Annotated in this window: 19 protein-coding genes and 1 tRNA gene; 16 read left to right on the top strand and 4 right to left on the bottom strand. The window is 69.1% G+C overall.

The window, feature by feature from the left end; genetic code table 11:
* Positions 1-26: 26 nt before the first annotated feature.
* Genes rsmI through V6S02_RS08905 form a run of 3 tightly spaced genes read left to right on the top strand, consistent with a single transcriptional unit; the run spans position 27 to position 3,367 of the window.
* The gene (rsmI, locus tag V6S02_RS08915) at positions 27-872 is read left to right on the top strand and encodes a 16S rRNA (cytidine(1402)-2'-O)-methyltransferase (RefSeq protein WP_336400550.1); all 846 of its coding nucleotides are present in this window, start codon (positions 27-29) and stop codon (positions 870-872) included.
* A 9-nt stretch (positions 873-881) separates the two neighbouring features.
* Positions 882-2,486: a methionine--tRNA ligase gene (gene metG / locus V6S02_RS08910; RefSeq protein WP_124293651.1), complete on the top strand. Its 1,605-nt coding sequence runs from the start codon at positions 882-884 to the stop codon at positions 2,484-2,486.
* On the top strand, positions 2,483-3,367 hold the full coding sequence (locus tag V6S02_RS08905) for a TatD family hydrolase (protein WP_124293650.1): 885 nt from the start codon (positions 2,483-2,485) through the stop codon (positions 3,365-3,367). The genes metG and V6S02_RS08905 overlap by 4 nt, the downstream gene beginning before the upstream one ends.
* Before the next feature lie 36 nt (positions 3,368-3,403).
* On the opposite strand, the gene V6S02_RS08900 is transcribed toward V6S02_RS08905, so the two are convergent.
* Both V6S02_RS08900 and V6S02_RS08895 read right to left on the bottom strand, forming a co-directional pair.
* Positions 3,404-4,666, bottom strand: coding sequence for an MFS transporter (locus V6S02_RS08900; protein WP_336400549.1), 1,263 nt, complete (start codon positions 4,664-4,666; stop codon positions 3,404-3,406).
* Positions 4,667-4,707: 41 nt separating this feature from the next.
* Entirely contained in the window at positions 4,708-6,135 is a 1,428-nt protein-coding gene (locus V6S02_RS08895) for a sugar porter family MFS transporter (protein WP_205783128.1), read from the bottom strand.
* A gap of 108 nt (positions 6,136-6,243) precedes the next feature.
* On the opposite strand from V6S02_RS08895, the gene rsmA reads away from it, so the two are divergent.
* Both rsmA and V6S02_RS08885 read left to right on the top strand, forming a co-directional pair.
* Positions 6,244-7,086, top strand: a complete 843-nt coding sequence (gene rsmA, locus V6S02_RS08890; RefSeq protein ID WP_336400547.1) for a 16S rRNA (adenine(1518)-N(6)/adenine(1519)-N(6))-dimethyltransferase RsmA — start codon at positions 6,244-6,246, stop codon at positions 7,084-7,086.
* Between the two features lie 130 nt (positions 7,087-7,216).
* Entirely contained in the window at positions 7,217-8,167 is a 951-nt protein-coding gene (locus V6S02_RS08885; protein WP_124294513.1) for a phosphodiesterase, read from the top strand.
* Here the strand turns inward: V6S02_RS08885 and V6S02_RS08880 are convergent.
* The gene (locus V6S02_RS08880; protein WP_336400545.1) at positions 8,121-9,698 is read right to left on the bottom strand and encodes a stealth family protein; all 1,578 of its coding nucleotides are present in this window, start codon (positions 9,696-9,698) and stop codon (positions 8,121-8,123) included. The genes V6S02_RS08885 and V6S02_RS08880 overlap by 47 nt on opposite strands.
* Positions 9,699-9,844: 146 nt before the next feature.
* Here V6S02_RS08880 and V6S02_RS08875 point away from each other — a divergent pair, with 146 nt between their 5' ends.
* The 8 genes from V6S02_RS08875 to V6S02_RS08840 all read left to right on the top strand — a co-directional run bounded on the left by V6S02_RS08875 (position 9,845) and on the right by V6S02_RS08840 (position 17,625).
* Complete coding sequence (locus V6S02_RS08875) at positions 9,845-10,780, top strand: 4-(cytidine 5'-diphospho)-2-C-methyl-D-erythritol kinase (RefSeq protein ID WP_336400544.1); 936 nt, start codon at positions 9,845-9,847, stop codon at positions 10,778-10,780.
* Between the two features lie 92 nt (positions 10,781-10,872).
* Positions 10,873-11,175 carry a DUF427 domain-containing protein gene (locus V6S02_RS08870; protein ID WP_124293643.1) on the top strand — a complete coding sequence of 101 codons (303 nt, stop codon included), beginning with the start codon at positions 10,873-10,875 and terminating at the stop codon, positions 11,173-11,175.
* Between the two features lie 20 nt (positions 11,176-11,195).
* Positions 11,196-12,023: an ABC transporter ATP-binding protein gene (locus V6S02_RS08865; RefSeq protein ID WP_124293642.1), complete on the top strand. Its 828-nt coding sequence runs from the start codon at positions 11,196-11,198 to the stop codon at positions 12,021-12,023.
* The gene (locus tag V6S02_RS08860) at positions 12,020-12,709 is read left to right on the top strand and encodes an ABC transporter permease (RefSeq protein WP_336400543.1); all 690 of its coding nucleotides are present in this window, start codon (positions 12,020-12,022) and stop codon (positions 12,707-12,709) included. The genes V6S02_RS08865 and V6S02_RS08860 overlap by 4 nt, the downstream gene beginning before the upstream one ends.
* Entirely contained in the window at positions 12,706-13,425 is a 720-nt protein-coding gene (locus tag V6S02_RS08855) for an ABC transporter permease (protein WP_336400542.1), read from the top strand. Before V6S02_RS08860 ends, V6S02_RS08855 begins: the two co-directional genes overlap by 4 nt.
* Positions 13,426-13,464: 39 nt before the next feature.
* Positions 13,465-14,388 carry an ABC transporter substrate-binding protein gene (locus tag V6S02_RS08850; RefSeq protein WP_336400541.1) on the top strand — a complete coding sequence of 308 codons (924 nt, stop codon included), beginning with the start codon at positions 13,465-13,467 and terminating at the stop codon, positions 14,386-14,388.
* 65 nt (positions 14,389-14,453) lie between these two features.
* Positions 14,454-15,764, top strand: coding sequence for a GNAT family N-acetyltransferase (locus V6S02_RS08845; protein WP_336400540.1), 1,311 nt, complete (start codon positions 14,454-14,456; stop codon positions 15,762-15,764).
* Positions 15,765-15,810: 46 nt separating this feature from the next.
* On the top strand, positions 15,811-17,625 hold the full coding sequence (locus V6S02_RS08840) for an ABC-F family ATP-binding cassette domain-containing protein (protein WP_336400539.1): 1,815 nt from the start codon (positions 15,811-15,813) through the stop codon (positions 17,623-17,625).
* Between the two features lie 3 nt (positions 17,626-17,628).
* On the opposite strand, the gene V6S02_RS08835 is transcribed toward V6S02_RS08840, so the two are convergent.
* Entirely contained in the window at positions 17,629-18,126 is a 498-nt protein-coding gene (locus tag V6S02_RS08835) for a MarR family winged helix-turn-helix transcriptional regulator (RefSeq protein WP_124293636.1), read from the bottom strand.
* A 44-nt stretch (positions 18,127-18,170) separates the two neighbouring features.
* Here V6S02_RS08835 and V6S02_RS08830 point away from each other — a divergent pair.
* The 3 genes from V6S02_RS08830 to V6S02_RS08820 all read left to right on the top strand — a co-directional run bounded on the left by V6S02_RS08830 (position 18,171) and on the right by V6S02_RS08820 (position 20,725).
* Positions 18,171-18,242 (top strand) — tRNA-Gln (locus V6S02_RS08830).
* Position 18,243: 1 nt separating this feature from the next.
* Positions 18,244-19,716 carry a bifunctional UDP-N-acetylglucosamine diphosphorylase/glucosamine-1-phosphate N-acetyltransferase GlmU gene (glmU, locus tag V6S02_RS08825; protein WP_336400538.1) on the top strand — a complete coding sequence of 491 codons (1,473 nt, stop codon included), beginning with the start codon at positions 18,244-18,246 and terminating at the stop codon, positions 19,714-19,716.
* Positions 19,691-20,725, top strand: coding sequence for a ribose-phosphate diphosphokinase (locus V6S02_RS08820; RefSeq protein ID WP_124293634.1), 1,035 nt, complete (start codon positions 19,691-19,693; stop codon positions 20,723-20,725). The genes glmU and V6S02_RS08820 overlap by 26 nt, the downstream gene beginning before the upstream one ends.
* Positions 20,726-20,784: the final 59 nt, after the last annotated feature.

The raw sequence follows: 20,784 nt of genomic DNA, 5'->3' as shown, positions 1-20,784 counted from the left end.
AAGGCGCTGCCGCCTAAGCTGACGGCATGCTGATCCTCGCGGCCACACCGATCGGCAACCTCGGCGATGCATCGGACCGCCTCCGCCGCGCGCTGGCGGACGCTCCCGTCATCGCGGCGGAGGACACCCGCACGACGCAGCGCCTGCTCGCCGCCCTCGGGGTCGAGAACCGCCCGCGGCTGATCGCCCTGCACGATCACAACGAGAAGGGCAGGGCGGCGGAGATCGTCGAGCTCGCCCGAGAGCACGATGTCCTCCTCCTCAGCGATGCCGGCATGCCGACGGTGAGCGATCCCGGATTCTCCGTCGTCGCGCGCGCCGCCGTCGACGGGGTCACCGTCACGGTGATCCCGGGTCCGAGCGCGGTGGTGACCGCGCTCGCCGCCTCGGGGCTGCCGACCGACCGCTTCACCTTCGAGGGGTTTCCGCCCCGGAAGGCCGGCGAACGCGACGCGCTCTTCGCGGAGCTGTCGACGGAGCGCCGCACGATGGTGTTCTTCGAGGCTCCGTCGCGCATCGCCGAGACCCTCGCCGCCCTCGCCCGCGCCTTCGGACCCGAGCGCCCCGCGGCGGTCTGCCGAGAACTCACGAAACTCCACGAGGAGATCCGCCGGGGTTCCCTCCGCGAGCTGGCCGAGTGGGCAGGCGACGGAGTGCGCGGCGAGATCGTCGTCGTGGTGGCCGGTGCCGAGCGTCGCGGGGTGTCGCTCGCCGATGGTGTCGCCGAGGTGACGGACCTCGTCGCGGGGGGCATGAGATTGAAGGATGCCGCGGCCGACGTGGCCGGCCAGACGGGCCTGTCCCGTCGAGATCTCTACGAAGCGGCGCTGGCGGCACGTCACACGGCGGCCGGTGGCATCCGGTCCACCTAGAATTCTCGGGTGACTTCCGGCCGATCTTTCTACATCACGACGCCGATCTACTATCCGAGCGACGTGCCCCACATCGGCCACGGCTACACCACCGTCGCCGTGGACGCGCTGGCGCGCTGGCACCGGCAGGCCGGTGACGACACCTGGATGCTGACCGGCACCGACGAGCACGGGCAGAAGATGCTGCGGGCGGCCGCCGCCAACGGGGTGACACCGCAGGAATGGGTCGATCGCCTGGTGGGCGAATCGTGGTTCCCGCTGCTGAAGACACTCGACGTGGCCAATGACGACTTCATCCGCACCACGCAGGAGCGGCACGAAGGCAACGTGCAGAAGTTCTTCCAGGCGCTCTATGACCGCGGCTACATCTACGCCGGAGAATACGAGGCGCTCTACTGCGTGGGGTGCGAGGAGTTCAAGCCCGAGTCCGAGATCGTCGACGGGACGGGCGCCTTCGAGGGCCTGAAGGTGTGCGCCATCCACTCCAAGCCCCTCGAGCTCCTGCAGGAGAAGAACTATTTCTTCAAGCTCAGCGAGTTCACCGAGCCGCTGCTGAAGCTGTACACCGACAACCCCGACTTCATCCGGCCGGAGTCGGCGCGCAACGAGGTCATCTCGTTCGTCAAGCAGGGATTGAAGGACCTCTCCATCTCGCGGTCGACGTTCGACTGGGGCATCCCGCTGCCGTGGGACGAGAGCCACGTCATCTACGTGTGGGTCGACGCGCTGCTGAACTACGCCACCGCTGTGGGCTTCGGCAGCGATCAGGAGACATTCGCGCGGCGCTGGCCGGCGTACCACGTGGTCGGCAAGGACATCCTCCGCTTCCACGCCGTGATCTGGCCTGCTCTGTTGATGGCCGCCGGTATCGAGGTGCCCCGCGGAGTCGTCGCTCACGGCTGGCTGCTGGTCGGCGGCGAGAAGATGTCGAAGTCGAAGCTGACCGGAATCGCGCCTGCCGAGATCACCGATGTCTTCGGGTCGGACGCGTACCGGTTCTACTTCCTCTCGGCCATCGCCTTCGGGCAGGACGGCTCGTTCTCGTGGGAGGACCTCTCGGCCCGCTATCAGGCGGAGCTTGCGAACGGCTTCGGCAATCTCGCCTCCCGCACCACGGCGATGATCGCCCGCTACCGGGAGGGCATCGTGCCGCCCGCGGGGGAGACGACCGAGGCGGACCGGGTCATCCGTGACACGGTCGCGGCGGCGACGGAGCGGGCGGATGCCGCGATCGAGCGGTTCCGGCCGGACGAGGCGATCGCCGCGATCTGGACGATCGTGGATGCGCTGAACCTCTACATCACCGAGAACGAGCCCTGGGTGCTCGCGAAGGACGACGGATCCCGCGCCCGCCTCGACGCGGTGCTGTATACCGCCGCCGAAGGCCTCCGCGCCCTTGCCGTGCTGCTGTCACCGATCATGCCCATCGCCACCGAGAAGCTGTGGGTGGGTCTGGGTGCGGCCGAGTCGCTGGGTCGACTGCAGGATCAGCCGCTCCGCGACGCGGGGCGTTGGGGGCAGCTGCGCCCGGGAACGAGCGTCAACGCCCTCTCTCCCCTCTTTCCGCGCGTCGAGCAGCCGGGGGACGGCAAACCCGGAGCGGCGAAGGCGTGACCGATCCGAGCGGATACATCCGCGAGCGTCACAACGACGGATCGCGGGACGTACGCTGGCCCGCCGCGCCGGAGCCGCTGCGTGTCCCCGTCTACGACAATCACGCCCACCTCGAGATCATCGACGGCGACGAGCCGCTGGACCTCGACGCCCAGCTCGCCCGCGCCCGGGCCGTCGGTGTGATCGGGGTGGTGCAGGCCGGGGGCGACATCGATTCCAGCCGCTGGTCGGCCGCTGCCGCGGCATCCCATCCCGACGTCCTCGCCGCCGTCGCCATCCACCCGAACGAAGCACCGGCCTACGCCGAGGCCGGACGCCTCGACGAGGCCATCGGCGTGATCGACGCGCTCGCCGCCGAACCGCGCGTCCGCGCGATCGGCGAGACGGGCCTGGACTTCTTCCGCACCGGCGAAGAAGGTCTCACCGCGCAGCACACCTCCTTCGAGGCGCACATCGCGCTGGCGAAGAAGCACGGGATCGCGATGCAGATCCACGACCGTGAGGCGCATGAGGCCGTTCTGGAGACGCTCGGCCGGGTGGGTGCGCCCGACAGGACGGTGTTCCACTGCTTCTCGGGCGACGCCGAGATGGCGCGCCGTTGCGCCGACGAGGGCTACTACCTGTCGTTCGCGGGCAATGTGACGTTCAAGAACGCCCAGAACCTGCGCGATGCGCTGAAGGTCACCCCGCGGGAGCGGGTGCTGGTCGAGACCGATGCCCCCTTCTTGACGCCGACGCCCCACCGCGGCCGCCCGAACGCGCCGTATCTCGTTCCCGTCACCGTGCGGTTCCTCGCGGCCGAGCTCGAGGTCGACGTCGACGAGCTGTGCGCTCAGCTCGCTGAGAACACCCTCGCCGTCTACGGCGCGTTCAGCGACTGAGGTGCGATGAGCGAGCTGTGATCAAGGACTGGCCGCTCAGACCGCGGAGGCCGCGGGGCCGCCGTCGCGCGCGGGAGGGGCGGCGGCGATGTGGGAGATCGACCGCCACACCAGTGCAAGGGTGATCGCCGAACCCGCGAACGCGAACCACCACGGCCCGGTCGGACCCCAGATCTGCGCGATCACGCCGCCGAGGAACTGACCGATCACCAGTCCGCCGAACACCCCGACCATGTTCACCGAGGCGATACGTCCCTGGAGCGGCATCGGTACGAGGCGCTGGCGCACGGTGGTGGAGATCGTCCCCCAGACGAAGGCGTAGAGGCCGAAGCCGAACATGAGCACGAACGCGACGGCCGGCACCGTGGTCAGCGCGAAGGCGAGGTGCATGAGGACCTCGCAGGAGAGGACCACGCGCATGAGTGTGGCGAAGGGCACCTTCTTCTCCAAGAAGCCGAAGCTGAAGATCGCGATGATCCCGCCGAGGGCCGAGGCCGTCGTCAGCGCCCCGTATCCGACGGGCCCCATGCCCAGGTACTCGGTGGCGTACAGCACGAGCACCCCCCAGGGCGCCGCCCAGGTGACGTTGAAGACGAGGATGATGACCACGAGCGTCCGCACCGGCGCATTGTGGCGGAGCCAGCCGAGGCCCTCCCGGATCGCGCGGAACTTCGACCCGCGCTCGGTCTCACCGGGATGGGGTGCGGGGGTGCGCGCGATCCGTGAGATGAGAAGGATCGCCAGGCTGACGCAGAACACCTGCAGCAGGAACGGCAGGAACGATCCTGCGGCGAAGAGGAAGGCGCCCAGCGGCGGTCCCGCCAGCTGATTGCCGACGAGGAAGCCGGCCTGCATCCGCGCGTTCCCGATGCCGAGATCGGCGGGACGGACGAGCATCGGCAGGAGCGTGCTGCCGGCCGTGTCGGCGAACACCTCGGCGGTGCCGTAGAGGAAGGACGTCACGAGCACCAGCCACACGCTCGCCTGTCCGGTCACGAGGAAGACCACGAGCCCGAGAATCACGAGGCCGCGCAGGGCGTTGGCGAGCATGACCAGCCGGCGCCGGTCGTGGTGGTCGGCGACAGCCCCCGCGAGCAGGCCGAACAGCAGCCACGGCAGGAACTGCATCATGGCGCCGGCGGCGACGAGGATCGGAGACGACGTCAGCGACGCGATGAGCAGGGGAGCGGCGGCCAGCGCGATGCCGTCGCCGAGATTGCTCGTCCACGACGACGCCAGCAGCCACCGGAAGTCGCGCCCGAGGCGACGCGGTGCGACGAGCTCGCCGAGGGAGGGCATCCGTTCATCCTACGATCGGATGCCACGCCGAACGGTCCTGGTCAGGCGCTGCGGCCGGCTTTGACACGCTCCTTCGTCACGAACAGCGTCTCGGTCTGCTCCAGCTCCATCCCCTTGGTCTCGGGGATCTTCAGCAGCACGTAGACGAAGGACAGTCCGGCGAAGATCGCGTACATCGCGTAGGTGAGGGGCAGCGACCAGCTCGACATCGCCGGGAAGCTCACCGTGATGAGGAAGTTCGCTATCCACTGAGCCCCGGCGGCCACACCGAGCGCCTTGCCGCGGATGCGGCTCGGGAAGATCTCGCCGAGCAGCACCCAGACCAGCGGGCCCCACGACGCGCCGAAGCCGATGACGAACAGGTTCGCCGCGACCAGGGCGATCGGACCCCAGGCGCCAGGCAGGCTCACTTCGCCGTCCACGGTCTCGGCGAAGGCGAACGACAGCGCCATGGCGCCGAGCGACACGGTCATCATCACCGATCCGGTGAGGAGGATGGGCTTGCGTCCCACGCGATCGACGAGCACGATCGCCACGATCGTCACGAGCACGTTCGTCACCGAGGTGATCACACTGATCAGCAACGAGTTCTGCTCGGTGAACCCGACCGCACGCCACAGCGTCGTGGAGTAGTAGAAGATCACGTTGATGCCGACGAACTGCTGGAACACCGACAGGATGATGCCGACCCAGACAATTCCCTGAAGCCCGAACCGGGGTCCGCGCAGCGAGACGCCCTTGGACTTCTTGTCGGCGGCGATGGCCTGCTCGAGGTCTTTCATCGTCTGGTTCAGATCGGCTTCGGGCACGAGCCGCGCGAAGATCGCACGCGCCTCGTCGTACTTGCCCTGAGAGATGAGGAACCGCGGCGATTCGGGCATCGTGAACGCCAGCACGCCGTAGACGATCGCGGGCACGGCCTCGACCAGCAGCATCCACCGCCAGGCTTCGAGCCCCAGCCACAGCTGTGAGGAGGCGCCTCCGGCGACTCCGGCCAGCAGCGCGTTGGAGAGGAGGGCACCGAAGATGCCGAGCGTGATCGCGAGCTGCTGCAGCGAACCGAGCGTGCCACGGATCTGCCGCGGCGCGACCTCCGCGATGTAGGCGGGTGCGACCACCGAGGCGATGCCGATGCCGAGGCCCCCGATGAACCGCCACACGGTCAGGTCGATGGCGCTGAAAGCCAACCCCGACCCGATCGCGCTGACGAAGAAGAGCACGGATCCCATGAGCATCACCCGCAGGCGGCCCCAGCGGTCGCTGAGCACCCCGGCCAGCACCGCGCCGAGCGCGCACCCGAGAAGCGCGACCGCCACCACGAAGCCGGTGATGACCGCGGTGAGGTCGAATTGGCTCTCGATCGAGTCGACGGCGCCGTTGATCACGGACGAGTCGAAGCCGAAGAGGAAACCGCCGACCGCCGCGGCGATCGACAGAGCCACGGCGCGGCGACCGAACGGGCTGCGCATGGAGAAGGCCTGGGTGGGAATCGACGCTGAGGAGCTCACGTGGGTCACCCTAGTCCTGCGCGTTTCCGGGAGATGGGGCTTGCGCGGCGAGTCACTAGGGTGGAAGCCATGGCCGTCACCCTTCTCGGCGCGGGCGAGATCCGTGCACTGGCCGCCGAACTGGACGTCACCCCCACGAAGAAGCTCGGCCAGAACTTCGTTGTCGACGCCAACACGGTCCGCCGTATCGTCCAGGCGGCGCGGGTGGCCCCGGGCGAACACGTCGTCGAGGTCGGACCAGGGCTGGGTTCGTTGACCCTCGCCATCCTCGACGCCGGCGCAGAGGTGACCGCCGTCGAGATCGACCACCGCCTCGCCGCGCGGTTGCAGATCACGGCCGCGGCACACGGCGCGACGCCAGGGTCGCTGCACGTCATCGACGCCGACGCGCTGGCCGTCACCGACCTCCCCGGCGATCCGGCCGTCCTGGTGGCCAACCTCCCCTACAACGTCTCGGTGCCCGTCCTGCTGCACTTCCTCGAGACCTTTCCGGCTCTCCGGCGCGGGGTGGTGATGGTTCAGGCCGAGGTGGGGGAGCGGCTCGCGGCGGCACCGAGGACGAAGGCGTACGGTTCCCCGAGCGTCAAGGCGTCGTGGTACGGGCCGTGGCGGTTGGCGGGGAACGTGCCGCGCCAGGTGTTCTGGCCCGTCCCGAACGTCGACAGCGTGCTGGTGGCCTTCGAGCGTCGAGACACACCGATCGGGTCGGAGGACGAGCGCCGAGCGACCTTCGCTCTCATCGATGCCGCGTTCGGGCAGCGGAGGAAGATGCTCCGTCAGGCCCTGGCCGGCGTCCTCGGAGGGAGTTCCGCGGACGCGTCGGCGATCTTGGAGGCCGCGGGCGTCGCACCCACCGCCCGCGGCGAGGAGCTCGTGGTGGACGACTTCCTGCGCATCGCGCACGTCGTCTAGGCCCGGGCCTCGTCCTGACGACATCGTGTGTATACGGGGTGTGCCGCCCGTGTTCACCTGACGGCACCCTACGGTTTAGGTGTCCGACTACCATCGGACGGACCCGACCGCCAAGGGGGCGGAGAACGAAGTGGACAGACTCCTCGCCGAGTACCCCAGACCCGAACGCGTGCTCCTGCATCTCAGCGACACGCATCTCAGAGCCCATGGCTCCCGCCTGTACGACCGCATCGACGCCGAAGAGCGGCTCGAGCGCGCACTCACGGCGATCACCGATTCCGGGGTGAGGCCTCACGCGCTGGTGTTCACCGGCGACCTCGCGGATCACGGTGAGCCCGAGGCCTACGATCGCGTCCGCAGCCTGGTCGAACCGGTGGCGGAGGCCATCGGTGCGCGCGTGATCTGGGTGATGGGGAACCATGACGAGCGGGCGGCGTTCCGCGCAGGGCTGTGGGGTCGGCCGGATGACTCGGGCCGGCCGGTCGACCGGGTCGACGAGATCGACGGTCTGCGTATCGTGACCCTCGACACGAGCGTCCCCGGCAGGCACCACGGCGAACTGACCGATGCGCAGCTGTCGTGGCTTCGCCGGGTGCTGGCGGTGCCGGCGCCGCTCGGCACCATCCTCGCAATGCATCACCCGCCCGTGCCGAGCGTGCTCGATCTCGCCGCGAGCGTCGAGCTTCGCGACCAGGCGAGGCTCGCCGAGGTCATCCGAGCCGGCGACGTCCGCGCCATCCTCGGCGGGCACCTGCATTACTCCACCTTCGCGACGTTCGCCGGTGTTCCCGTCTCGGTGGCGTCGGCGACGTGTTACACCCAGGACCTGACCGTGCCGGTCGGCGGAACGCGAGCGCAGGACGCCGCCCAGGCGTTCAATGTCGTCCACATCTACGACGACACCGTCGTGCATTCGGTCGTCCCGGTGGATGCCGGACCGATCCTCGACTTCGTCGACGCGGCGGAGTCGCGGCGCCGCCTGGACGACGCCGGCGTCGCGCTTCGAGGCGCCGAAGAGATCGGCGCCGACGCGGTCAACGGGAGTTCGCCGCCGACGTCCCCGTTGCCGGTGCTGCGCTGATTTCGTCACGCTCCCACGGAGCCCGCACCGGGAAGTAGCGCTCGAGGCTGTCGCGGATCGCGCGGATGCGCACCTCCTCGGGGAGCTCGGGCACGCTGCCGTCGTTCAGGCAGAACATGTCGGTGTCGCGGCGGGCCAGAAGCCGCTCCATCCGACGCAGTGAGGCGAGCTGCGTCGTCTGGATGTACCGGACCCGGGGTTTGGTGGTCACGATCGCCCGCCCGGTCAGCAGGGCGTAGTAGTGGTACAGGCTGTTGGTCACCGAGATGTCGGTGGCCGACCGGAACGGGCTGCCCGCGGTGCGGGCGTAATCGTCGGCGAACTCGCGTTCGAGCTCGTAGGCGACCGATCGGCGCATCGGCACCGCGCAGTGCTCGAGGTCGTGGGTGATCAGACGTCCGAAGCGCTCGCGCAGCAGAGCGCGGTTGACGCGGAGGCCGTTGTCGTGGCCGCTGCGTTCAGGGCGAGGGTCGCCGGTGCCGATACGCACCCGGCTTTCGACGAAGGTGCTGACGCCCCCCGGGGAGAAGAACAGCTCGGGATCGACGGGGCGCCCGAAGAACATGTCGTCGTTGCTGTAGAGGAAGTGCTCGGCGAGCCCGTCGATACGGTGCAGCTGCGCCTCCACCGCGTGGGAGTTGTGCGTGGGGAGGGCGCCGGGGTCTGCGAAGAACCCCTCGCTCCTGACGATCGTGACACGAGGGTGGTCGGCCAGCCACGCGGGGGCGGGCGAGTCGGTGGCGATGAAGATCCGCCGCACCCAGGGTGCGTGCATGAAGACGCTGCGCAGCGCATACTTCAGCTCGTCGATCTGCCGGTACCGCGCGGGGGCGTCGTCGCCGTCGCCCACGACGTAGCTCTGCATGCGCGCCGCGCGGCTGCGCTGGAATTCGCTGGATGACCCGTCGACCCACGAGAAGACCATGTCGACATCGGCCGAGAACTCCGTCGCGTGCGTCTCGTACATGCCCGACAGGGTGCGCCAGCGCCGACCGTGACGTTCGACCGTGGTGTACGACACGTCGTCGGCGGCCATCGTCCGACGGGTGAGGAGCGTCGGCCGCGGTGCCTCGACCAGAACGGCGCCGAACCGCCAGAGATCGACCCGGGTCCCCGAGGCCGACCCGTACCGAAGCGAGCCGCCGGGGGTGACCCTCGGCCGGAAGACGTTGACGGTGGCAAGGCCCACCGGCTCGGCAAGGGTGTGAAGCGGCACCGCATCTTCGCCGGGAGTTCGCGCGTAGAACGGTTCGTCGGTACCCAGGCGGCGGAGCGCGTCGTATGCCCGCGACCCATCCTCGACGTCGATGACGAGACGATCGCGACGTTCGGCGTCTCGAACCAGCAGCACGTCGATCCTGTGGGCGGCCAGTGCATCGGCGACGGCGAGGAGGTCGGCGACAGCCGCCTCGTTCACCGGGAGCGTGTCGTGGACGGTGTGCAGCATCCCGTCGACGAGACGGACGTCGTCGCGAGCGAGCAGATTCGTCCAGGGATCGCTCATCGACGGAAGGGGAGCGACACGTGCCATGGGAACCTCCTCGCGAAGTCAGATAGGGGCGCACCTCGAGTGGGGCACCGGACAACTGTAGTTCGCCTTCTGTTTCCTCGGCGTTTCACCGGATCTCCGCCGCGGGCGCGAGGACCCGCCCCCGCCCTGGGCGATAGCCTCGATGCATGACCGTGGACCCTGCCGGCCCCGCCGATCGCGTCCACGTCCGCGCTCCCGGGAAGCTGAACGTGTTCTTCGAAGTCGGAGCGGTGCAGCCCGACGGCTACCACGACGTCGCCTCCGCCTATCAGGCCGTGTCGCTCGTCGAGGATCTGTGGGCCGAACGGGACGACGACTTCTCGCTGACGGTGTCGGGATCGGTGTCGGTCTCCGGCGTGCCGGTGGATGACCGCAACCTCGCCCTGCGGGCGGCCCGGCTGGTCGCCGCCGAGATCGGCCACCGCGGGGGAGTGCGGCTGCACATCGACAAGCACGTGCCGGTCGCGGGGGGGATGGGCGGAGGATCCGCGGATGCCGCGGCCGCGCTGGTCGCCTGTGACGCCCTGTGGGGCGCAGAGCTCGGGTCATCCGGACTGCACCGACTCGCCCGCCGCCTCGGCGCCGATGTGCCCTTCGCCCTCATGGGCGGGACGGCCATCGGCACGGGCCGGGGAGACCAACTGAACCGCGCCCTCGCCAAGGGCCGGTTCGACTGGGTCGTCGTGACCTCTGAGGACGGATTGTCGACACCGGAGGTCTACGGGCACCTCGATGTGATGAGGGGTCGCTCCGACATCGCTCCGCCGCCGCGCGCCCCCGACGTCGATCCGGGCGTGCTCCAGGCGCTGCGCATCGGAGACGCCGTCGCGCTCGCCGCCCACGTGCGAAACGACCTGCAGGCGGCGGCGCTGTCGCTGCGCCCCGACCTCAGGGACGTCCTCGAGCTCGGTGAGGGGTCGGGCGCCCTGGTCGGCATCGTGTCGGGGTCGGGGCCGACGCTGGCCTTCCTCGCGGCCGATCCCGAATCGGCACTCGAGCTGCAGGTCGCGCTGAGCGTCGCGGGTCACCACGCGCTGCACGTGCACGGCCCGGTCGCCGGGGCGCGGATCGTGTCGGAGTAAGTCGCGATCGGACCCCGGTGTCGGCGGGGTCGGCTAGCGTGATCAGGGTCCGTCGCTTCGGCGGCGCATCCGCGCGACCTCGAGAGGACCCCATGAAGGCAGTACTGGACGGAACGGTGATCGCCGAGGCGTCGAAGGACGACCTCGTCTCGATCGAGGGCAACTGGTACTTCCCACCGAGCAGCGTGGTCGAAGGGGTTCTGGTCGACAGCCCCACCCCCTACACCTGTCCGTGGAAGGGGGAATGCCAGTACTACGACGTGACCTCGGGCGAGGGAGCGTTGAAAGACCGCGCGTGGTCGTACCCGACCCCGTACCCGACGGCGATCGAGCGCGTCGGCAAGGACTTCTCCGGCTACGTCGCGTTTTGGAAGGAAGTCCAGGTCGTCGACTGAGGCGACCGGACGCACGTGCCATGATCGAATTCCGAGGCGTCACCAAGCGCTTTCCCGACGGCACGGAAGCGGTCCGGTCCTTCGACCTCGTCCTGCCTGCGCACACCACCACCGTCTTCGTCGGCTCTTCCGGATGCGGCAAGACGACACTCCTGCGCATGATCAACCGGATGGTCGAGCCCAGCGACGGCACGATCCTCATCGATGGCGACGACATCGCCGGTCGCGACCCGGTGAAGCTGCGCCGCAGCATCGGGTACGTCATGCAGAACTCCGGACTTCTGCCGCACTTCACCGTCGCCGAGAACATCGCCACCGTTCCCGTGTTGGAGGGCGTGAACCGGAAGAAGGCCCGCGCGCAGGCGCTCGAGCTGATGGACACCGTCGGCCTCGACCGGGGGATGGCCGATCGCTATCCCAGTCAGCTCTCCGGCGGCCAGCAGCAGCGCGTCGGCGTCGCGCGTGGCCTGGCGGCGAACCCCAACATCCTGCTCATGGACGAGCCTTTCGGCGCTGTCGATCCCATCGTGCGCGCGGAGCTCCAGGAGGAGCTGCTCCGCATCCAGCGCGACGTCGCCAAGACGATCGTCTTCGTCACCCATGACATCGACGAGGCGTTCCTGCTCGGCGATCAGGTGGTCATTCTGGAGAAGGGCGCACAGATCGCCCAGCGCGGCACCCCCGACGAGATCATCGAGGCACCCGCCACCGATTTCGTCGCCTCCTTCATCGGCGCCGACAGGGGCAAGCGCGCGCTGCGGCTGAAGCAGACGCCGCACGGGACGGTGGTGGTCGACGGCGAGGGACGCACGCAGGGAGCTCTCATCGAGGACGGCGCTCGCACGTGACCTGGGTTCTGGACAACCTCGACCTGATCGGCGAACTCGCCGTGGTGCACCTGCGGCAGAGCGTCATCGCCCTGGTTCTGGGGTTCGTCATCTCCGTGCCGCTGGGCTGGGTCGCGTGGCGCTACCGACTGGTGCGCAGCGGGGTGATCACGATCACCGGTCTGCTCTACACGATCCCCTCGATCGCCCTGCTCGTGCTGCTGCCCAGTGCCACGGGTTTCTACTCGATCACCAGCGAGACGAACCTCGTCGTCGCCTTGACGATCTACGCGGTGGCCATTCTGGTGCGCGCCGTCGCCGACGGGCTCGACTCGGTCGACGAGGGCGTGCGGCAGTCGTCCACCGCGATGGGGTACGCCTCGTTCCGCCGGTTCTGGGCGGTGGAGTTCCCGCTGGCGGGTCCCGTCATCCTCGCCGGGCTCCGGGTGACAGCGGCGAGCACCATCGCGCTGGCGACGGTGGGGATCCTCGCCGGGATCATCAACCTCGGCTACCTGTTCACCAACGGCCTCGACCGACGGATCATCCCCGAGGTCGTCGCGGGTGTCGTCGCCGTGGTGGTCCTCGCACTGATCGTCGATCTCGTCCTCATCGTCGCCGGCCGGCTCCTCATGCCGTGGACCCGGCGCGTGGCGAGCACGCGGGTGAGGTCGGGCCGAGTCGCCCTGACGGGAGCGAGCGCATGAACTACTTCATCGACGCGTTCGCGTGGATCTTCGGCGGCGACACCGGCTACCTCGATCCCATTCCGGTCGCCTTCGCCCAGCAGGTCGCCTACACCGTGGTGTCGGTCGTGATCGCCGGCGCCATCGCGACGCCCATCGGGTGGTGGATCGGGCACACCGGCAAGGGCCGGGAGGTCGCCGTGGCGATCTCGGGCGCCGCACGCGCGGTCCCCTCGTTCGGATTGCTGATCCTCCTCACGCTGCTGCTCGGGGTGCTGCGCAAGCCAGAGGCCGCCGTCATCACTTTCGTCGTGCTCGCCATCCCGTCGATCCTGGCCGGGGCGTACGCCGGATTCGAGGCCATCGACCGTCGGGTGATCGACGCAGGACGGTCGATGGGCATGACCGAACGGCAGATCCTCTGGCGGATCGAGGTGCCGCTTGGACTCTCGCTCCTGGTCGGTGGCATCCGCTCCGCTACCCTGCAGGTCGTGGCGACGGTAACGATCGCCGCCTATATCGGACTGGGCGGCCTCGGGCAATACATCATCACCGGCTTGGAACTGCGCCGCATCGAGGTCATCATCGGTGGTGCGATCCTCGTCGCGGCGCTCGCCCTCGTCCTCGACGGTGTGTTCGCGATCCTGCAACGAATCGCTGTCCCGCGGGGTGTCGTCGTCGGCCTCCGGCAGTCCACCTCCTCACGTGCTCGGGCCCCGCGCGTGGCGGCCGCTTGACTCAGCTCCTTCCCTGTCCGCATCAGAAAAGAGGAAACCATGTTCACAGCACGACTCCGAAAGGGCCTGGCAGGCGTCGCGATCCTGACGGGCGCCGTCGTCACGATGGCCGGATGCGCGTCGAGCGATCCGCTGGACTCCGGTGACGGGGACGAGAGCGCCGGAACGGGCGACAGCAGCACGATCGTCGTCGGGTCGCAGGCCTACTATTCCAACGAGATCATCGCCGAGATCTACGCGCAGGCCCTGGAGAACGCCGGTTTCGAGGTCGAGAGGCAGTTCAGCATCGGACAGCGCGACGCCTACATCCCGCTGCTCGAAAGCGGCGAGGTGAATCTCTTCCCCGAGTACAGCGGAAACCTGCTGCAGTACTTCGACGAAGAGACCACCGCCCGCACCGCGGAAGAGGTCTACGCCGCTCTGCCCGACGCGCTTCCCGAGGGGCTGACGGTGCTCGACCAGTCCACCGCCAGTGACCAGGACTCGTACACCGTGACCGCCGCGTTCGCCGACGAGTACTCGCTGACCTCGATCGCTGACCTCGCGAACGTCGACGTGCCGCTGACCCTGGGCGGGCCGCCCGAGCTCGCCGAGCGTCCCTACGGCCCCCAGGGCCTGGCCGACACCTACGGTGTCGACGTGTCCTTCTCGGCGACCGGTGACACCACCGTCGAGGACCTCGTCGCCGGTACCGTCAACGTCGCGAACGTCTTCACCGCCGACCCGCGGATCCAGACCGAAGACCTCGTCGTGCTCGACGACCCCGAGGGTCTGTTCCTCGCCTCGAACGTGGTGCCGGTCGCCAGCGCCGACATCGCCGACGAGATCGCCGACGTCATCAACCAGGTGAGCGCCGCGCTGACCCCGGAGGCGCTCGTCGCCCTGAACGTCCAGAGCACGGTCGACCAGCTCTCCAGCGACGACATCGCCACTCAGTGGCTCGAGGAGAACGGTATCTCCTGAGCCGAGCGGCGTGAGGGACACCGACCGGCGTGCGCCTGTCGGTGTCCCTCACTAGCGTGGTGGGCATGGATGCTTCTGCTGCCGCCGCCCATCTCGCGCGCGACGTGGATCCGATCTCGCGAGAACGCCTCGAGGCTCAGGGCCTCGAGATGAGGTTGGTCACCGGCGACGCCGACCGCGAGGACTTCATCCAGGTCGTCGCCCGCGGTTTCCTCGATCCCGAACTGACTGATGAGCAGGTGCGCGAGACGCGCGCCCGCGGGGACTATCGACGCATGACGGGGGTGTACGACCCTCAGACCCCGACCAGGTCGGCGCCCGTGGCCACGAGTGCATCGTGGCTGTCGGAACTCACCGTCCCCGGCGGCGGTGTTCTGCCGGGCAGCGCCGTGAGCGCCGTCTCGGTCGCGCCCACCCATCGGCGCCGCGGTATCGCGCGCGCCCTGCTGGAGGCGGAGCTGCGCAGCGCCGTCGCCGGCGGCGTGCCGCTGGCGATGCTGACCGTCAGCGAAGCCACGCTCTACGGCCGCTACGGCTTCGCCCCGGCGGCTCCGGCGGCCACCTGGGTCATCGACACAAAGCGGGCCGGATGGCGCGGACCCGGCAGATCCGGCCGGGTGGACTTCATCTCGCGAGAGACCTGGCGCGAGATCGCGCCCGGCCTGCACGAGGAGGTGCGCCTGCGATCGGCCGGTGAACTGGAGATCCCCGCCGGCCACTGGGACAGTTTCGCGGGCACGCGGCCCGATGCGAAGGACCCCGGGAAGCGGCGGGCGATCCAGTGGCGTGACGACGCCGGCGCGGTGCGGGGAGCAGCGCTGTATACAGTGACCGAGAACAGCGATGACTGGACCAAGTCCCGCGTCGACGTGTCCTCGCTCATCGCCGTCACGCCCGCGGCCTACGCGGCGCTCTGGCGCTTCCTCCTCGAGCTCGACCTCATCGGCGAGGTCCACGCCGGCGAACTCGCTGTCGATGAGCCGCTGTGGTGGATGATCGCCGACCAGCGCGCCGCGACCATCACGGTTCGCGACCACCAGTATGTGCGGATCATCGACGTCCCCCGCGCGCTGGAAGCGCGGACCTACACGGGTTCGGGCGATGTCCTGCTCGACGTCGAGGACTCCCTGGGCCTGTCCACCGGTCGCTGGCAGCTGCGGGTGGTCGACGGCATCGGAACTGTCGAAGACGTCGGCGATTCCGCCTCCGCCGCCCCGGTCATGCGCCTCGGGATCGAGGAGCTGTCGGCGATCTATCTCGGCGGCGTCTCGGTGACGACCCTCGCCGCCGCCGGTCGGCTCGCCGTCGACGACGCCGATCTCGTTGCACCGCTCTTCCTCACACCTCGCGCGCCACGCCTGAGCTTCTGGTACTGAGGGTCTGGTTTGCGCGCCCCATCGCGGGACATAGCCTGGAAGGGATATGGCGCATCTTCTCGGGGCTGAAGCCCTGCATCTGGAATTTCCCACGAAGGTCGTCTTCGACGGCGTCTCCCTCGGCATCGACGAGGGAGATCGCATCGGCGTCGTGGGCCGCAACGGCGACGGCAAATCGACCCTGCTGGCCATGCTCGCCGGACGGCTCGAGCCCGATTCCGGCCGGGTGACCGTCAGACGGGGTGTGCGCGTCGGCGTCCTCGACCAATCCGACACCCTGGATGACGCTCACACCGTCCGCTTCGCCGTGGTCGGCGACCGCCCCGATCACGAATGGGCAGGGGATCCGCGCGTGCGCGATGTGATCGCCGGCCTCCTCGAAGGACTGGACTGGGAGGGTCCGGTCGCCGGGCTGTCGGGAGGGCAGCGCCGCCGCGTCGCCCTGGCCGCCCTCCTCGTCGGCGACTGGGATGTGCTCTTCCTCGACGAACCGACCAACCACCTCGACGTCGAGGCGATCGCATGGCTCGCCGACCACATCCGCCGCCGGTGGCCGGCGAACCAGGGCGGGCTCCTGGTCGTCACCCACGACCGCTGGTTCCTCGACGAGGTCTGCACCATGACCTGGGAGGTCCACGACCGGATCGTCGAGCCGTTCGAGGGAGGGTACGCCGCCTACATCCTCCAGCGGGTCGAGCGCGACCGTCAGGCTGCGGCGATCGAGGCACGACGCCAGAACCTCGCTCGCAAGGAGCTGGCGTGGCTGCGCCGCGGTGCTCCGGCCCGAACGTCCAAGCCGAAGTTCCGCATCGACGCCGCCAACGCCCTGATCGAGGACGTGCCCGAGCTGCGGGATCCGGTCGCCTTGCAGGCTCTGGCGATCACCCGACTCGGAAAGGACGTCGTCGACCTGCTCGACGTCTCGGTCGTCTTCGGCGACGGCGCCACCCGCACCGACGTCTTCCACGACGTCGAATGGCGCATCGCGCCGGGTGAGCGCACCGGCATCCTGGGAGTCAACGGCGCGGGCAAGTCCACTCTGCTGTCGCTCATCTCGGGCGAGCTGGAGCCCACGTCCGGGCGGGTCAAACGGGGGAAGACCGTGCGGGTGGCCATCCTGAGCCAGCGCATGGACGAGCTCGATCCGCACCTGGACGATCCCGTGCGCGTGGTCATCTCGGGCCTGCGGACGACCTACACCCTCGGCGCCGGGTCGAAGGCCCAGGAACTGTCACCCGGGCAGCTTCTGGAGCGGATGGGATTCTCCAGCGCACAGCTGTCCACTCCCGTCCGAGACCTCTCAGGAGGGCAGAAGCGGCGCCTGCAGCTGCTGCTGATCCTGCTGTCCCAGCCCAACGTGCTGATCCTCGACGAGCCGACCAATGATCTCGACACCGACATGCTCGCCGCGCTCGAAGACCTCCTGGACTCCTGGCCCGGCACTCTGATCGTCGTCTCGCACGATCGATACTTCATGGAGCGGGTCACCGACCAGCAGTACGCGCTGCTGGGGGGCCGGCTTCGACATCTGCCCGCCGGCGTCGATGAGTATCTGCGGCTGCGCGCCGCGGGGAGGCTCTCCTCCGCCGCGACGCCGGCTTCCTCCGAATCGACGGCGTCGCCGGCCACCCCGGAGCTCACCGGAGCCGAGCTTCGCGCGGCGCAGAAGGAGGCCGCCGCGCTCGAACGGCGGATCGAGAAACTCGAGACGGAAGTGTCGCGCGCGAAGATCGCCCTGGCCGACCATGATCAGTCCGACTATGCAGGTCTCTCCGCGGAGATGAGCCGCATCGGCGCCCTCGAGGCCGAGCGTGACACGACGGAAGCGCGCTGGTTCGCCCTCATCGAGCAGATCGGTTGACACTCACGCGTCGAAACCCAGGCTGAGTTTTCTCAGCAGTCCGGCGAGGCGATCCCGATCTCCGCGAGACAGCGCGCCGAGAAGGAGGGCCTCGGCATCGACGAGGCGGGTGATCGCGGCGTCGACGCGGGTGCGCCCTTCCTCGGTGAGCGTCACCAGGATGCTCCTCCCGTCACCGGGGTCCGCCTCCCGGCGCACGAGACGTCGGCCCACGAGGCGGTCGATGCGATTGGTCATCGTGCCGCTGGAGACGAGAGTCTGCTGCAGCAGCTGCTTGGGGCTCAGCTGGAACGGCTCGCCGGCCCGCCGCAACGCCGAAAGGACGTCCCACTCCCACGGCTCCAGCTCGCTGCGGCGGAACGCCTCCCGCCGGGCGCGATCGAGATGCCGCGACAACCTGTCGACCCGGGAGAGCACCTCCAGCGGCGAGAAGTCGAGGTCGGGGCGCTGCGCATCCCACGCCTCGACGATGCGGTCGACTTCGTCCGACTCTCGGGGCATGCATCCACTCTGGCAGACTTGTCGGGCGCCCTCTGCGGGCGCGGTCCGCCGTGGTGTAATGGCAGCACGACAGCCTTTGGAGCTGTGAGGTCTAGGTTCGAGTCCTGGCGGCGGAGCATGACAGACACCACCGCATCCTCCTCGCTCTCGGTGATCGTCCTGGCCGCCGGGCAGGGCACACGGATGAAGTCCGCCACGCCGAAGGTGCTCCACCGCATCGGCGGACGCTCGCTCCTCGGTCACGTCCTGCAGACCGCGGCAGGACTCGGCCCCCGGTGCACGGCCGTCGTCGTGCGTCACGAACGCGATCTCGTCGCGTTCGAGGCGACCGAGGTGTTCCCCGAAGCGGTGATCGTCGATCAGGACGAGGTTCCCGGCACAGGGCGTGCCGTCGAGCTCGGGTTGGAGGCGCTCGGCGAGGCCGACGACGACGTCCTGGTCCTCAGCGGCGACGTGCCTCTGCTCGACGCCGAGATGCTCGCCGTGCTCCTCGACACCCACCGTCGACGCCGGGCCGCCGCGACCCTGCTGACGGCCGTGCTCGAGGACGCCTCGGGATATGGACGGGTCATCCGCTCGAGCGACGACACCGTCGCCCGGATCGTGGAGCAGAAGGATGCCGATCCCGACGAACTCGCGGTCACCGAGATCAACGCGGGGGTCTACGTCTTCCACGCGGCCTCGCTCCGACGCGAGCTCGCGCGGGTGGGCACCGCGAACGCTCAGGGTGAGAAGTACCTCACCGACGTCATCGGTCTGCTGCGCGAGGCGGGGTTGCCCGTCGCCGCCGTCACCGCGCCCGACGCGGCCGCCGCCCTCGGGGTGAACGATCGCATCCAGCTGTCCGAGGCGGCGCGCACGCTGAACGCCCGCACCGTCCGTCGCTGGCAGCGCGAAGGCGTGACCGTGATGGATCCGGCCACGACCTGGATCGATGTCACCGCGACCCTCTCGCCCGATGTCACTCTGCTGCCGGGCACGCACGTCCTGCGCGCGACCGTCATCGGCGAGGGAGCGGTCGTCGGCCCCGACACCACGCTCGTCGACTGCGAGGTGGGGGAGAGGGCGACGGTCACCCGCACCGACGCGACCCTCGCGGTGATCGGCGCCGAGGCGACGGTCGGACCGTTCGCGTACCTCCGCCCCAACGCCCGTCTGGGGGCCGGTGGCAAGATCGGCACCTTCGTCGAGGTGAAGAACTCCGACATCGGCGAGCGCAGCAAGGTGCCGCACCTGTCGTACATCGGCGACACCACGATCGGCACCGGAGTCAACCTCGGCGCCGGGGCGATCACCGCCAACTACGACGACGTGGCCAAGCATCGCACCGAGATCGGCGACGAGGTCCACAGCGGCTCGCACAACGTCTTCGTCGCGCCCGTTAGGATCGGAGACGGCGCGAAGACCGGAGCCGGCGCCGTCATCCGCAAAGATGTCCCCGCCGGTGCTCTGGCCCTGAGTGTTGCCCCTCAGCGCAACGTCGAGGGGTGGGTCGAGAAGAACAGGCCCGGGACGGCCGCGGCCGAGGTCGCGGCGCGAGCCCGGACGTCACAGAAAGCGGACGATGGCGCGCAAAACGAAGACAGTTGATCTCGACCGCGACAACGACATCGCCCCCGGTATCGTCGCCAAGACCAAGAAGCGGCTCGTCGTCGCAGCCGGTCGCTCCCACCAGGCTCTCGCCAACGAGGTCGCAGCGGGGCTGGGCACGCAGCTCGTGCCCACCGAGTACCGCACCTTCGCCTCCGGCGAGATCCTGACCCGATTCGAAGTGTCGATCCGCGGATGCGACTTCTTCCTCGTTCAGAGCTTCGGTCCGCCGGTCAACGAGTGGCTGATGGAGACTCTCATCATGCTCGACGCGGCCAAGCGGGCGTCGGCGAAGCGCATCACCGTGGTCGCGCCGTACTACCCGTACAGCAGGCAGGACAAGAAGGGCCGCGGCCGCGAGCCGATCAGTGCGCGCCTCGTCGCCGACCTGCTCCGCACCGCGGGCGCCGATCGCGTCATGAGCGTCGACCTGCACGCCGCGCAGATCCAGGGCTTCTTCGACGGTCCGGTGGATCACCTCTTCGCCAAGCCCGTGCTGTTGGAGTATTTCCGTGACACCCTCAGCGCCGCCGACCGCGCCAAGCTGACCGTCGTCTCGCCCGACACCGGCCGCGTGCGCGTCGCCGACACGTGGTCCGACAGCCTCGGCGCGCCGCTGGCCATCATCCACAAGCGCCGCGACCCGAACGTGGCGAACCAGGTCACCGTCAACGAGATCGTGGGTGAGGTGACGGGGCGCGTCTGCCTCCTCGTCGATGACATGATCGACACCGGCGGCACGATCGTCAAGGCCGCCGAGGCGCTCAAGGCCAGCGGCGCGGAACGTGTCATCGTCGCCGCCACCCACGCGATCTTCAGCGACCCGGCCGCCGAGCGTCTGCGCAGCGATTCGATCGACGAGGTCGTCGTCACCGACACCGTGCCGGTGCCGGACGAGAAGCGCTTCCCGGGCCTGACGATCCTCCCGATCGCGCCGCTGCTGGCTCGCGCGATGCGCGAGGTCTTCGAGGACGGCTCGGTCACGAGCATGTTCGACGGCGCCGCGTGAGCTGACTCTTTGCTGGGCCTGCGGCCACTCAAAGCCACTGCATAGGGTGAGCGGGGCAG

The organism is Microbacterium sp. CCNWLW134 (genome assembly GCF_037083565.1).
In the GTDB taxonomy this organism is placed as follows: domain Bacteria; phylum Actinomycetota; class Actinomycetes; order Actinomycetales; family Microbacteriaceae; genus Microbacterium.
This window is presented reverse-complemented; position numbering and strand designations above follow the sequence as displayed.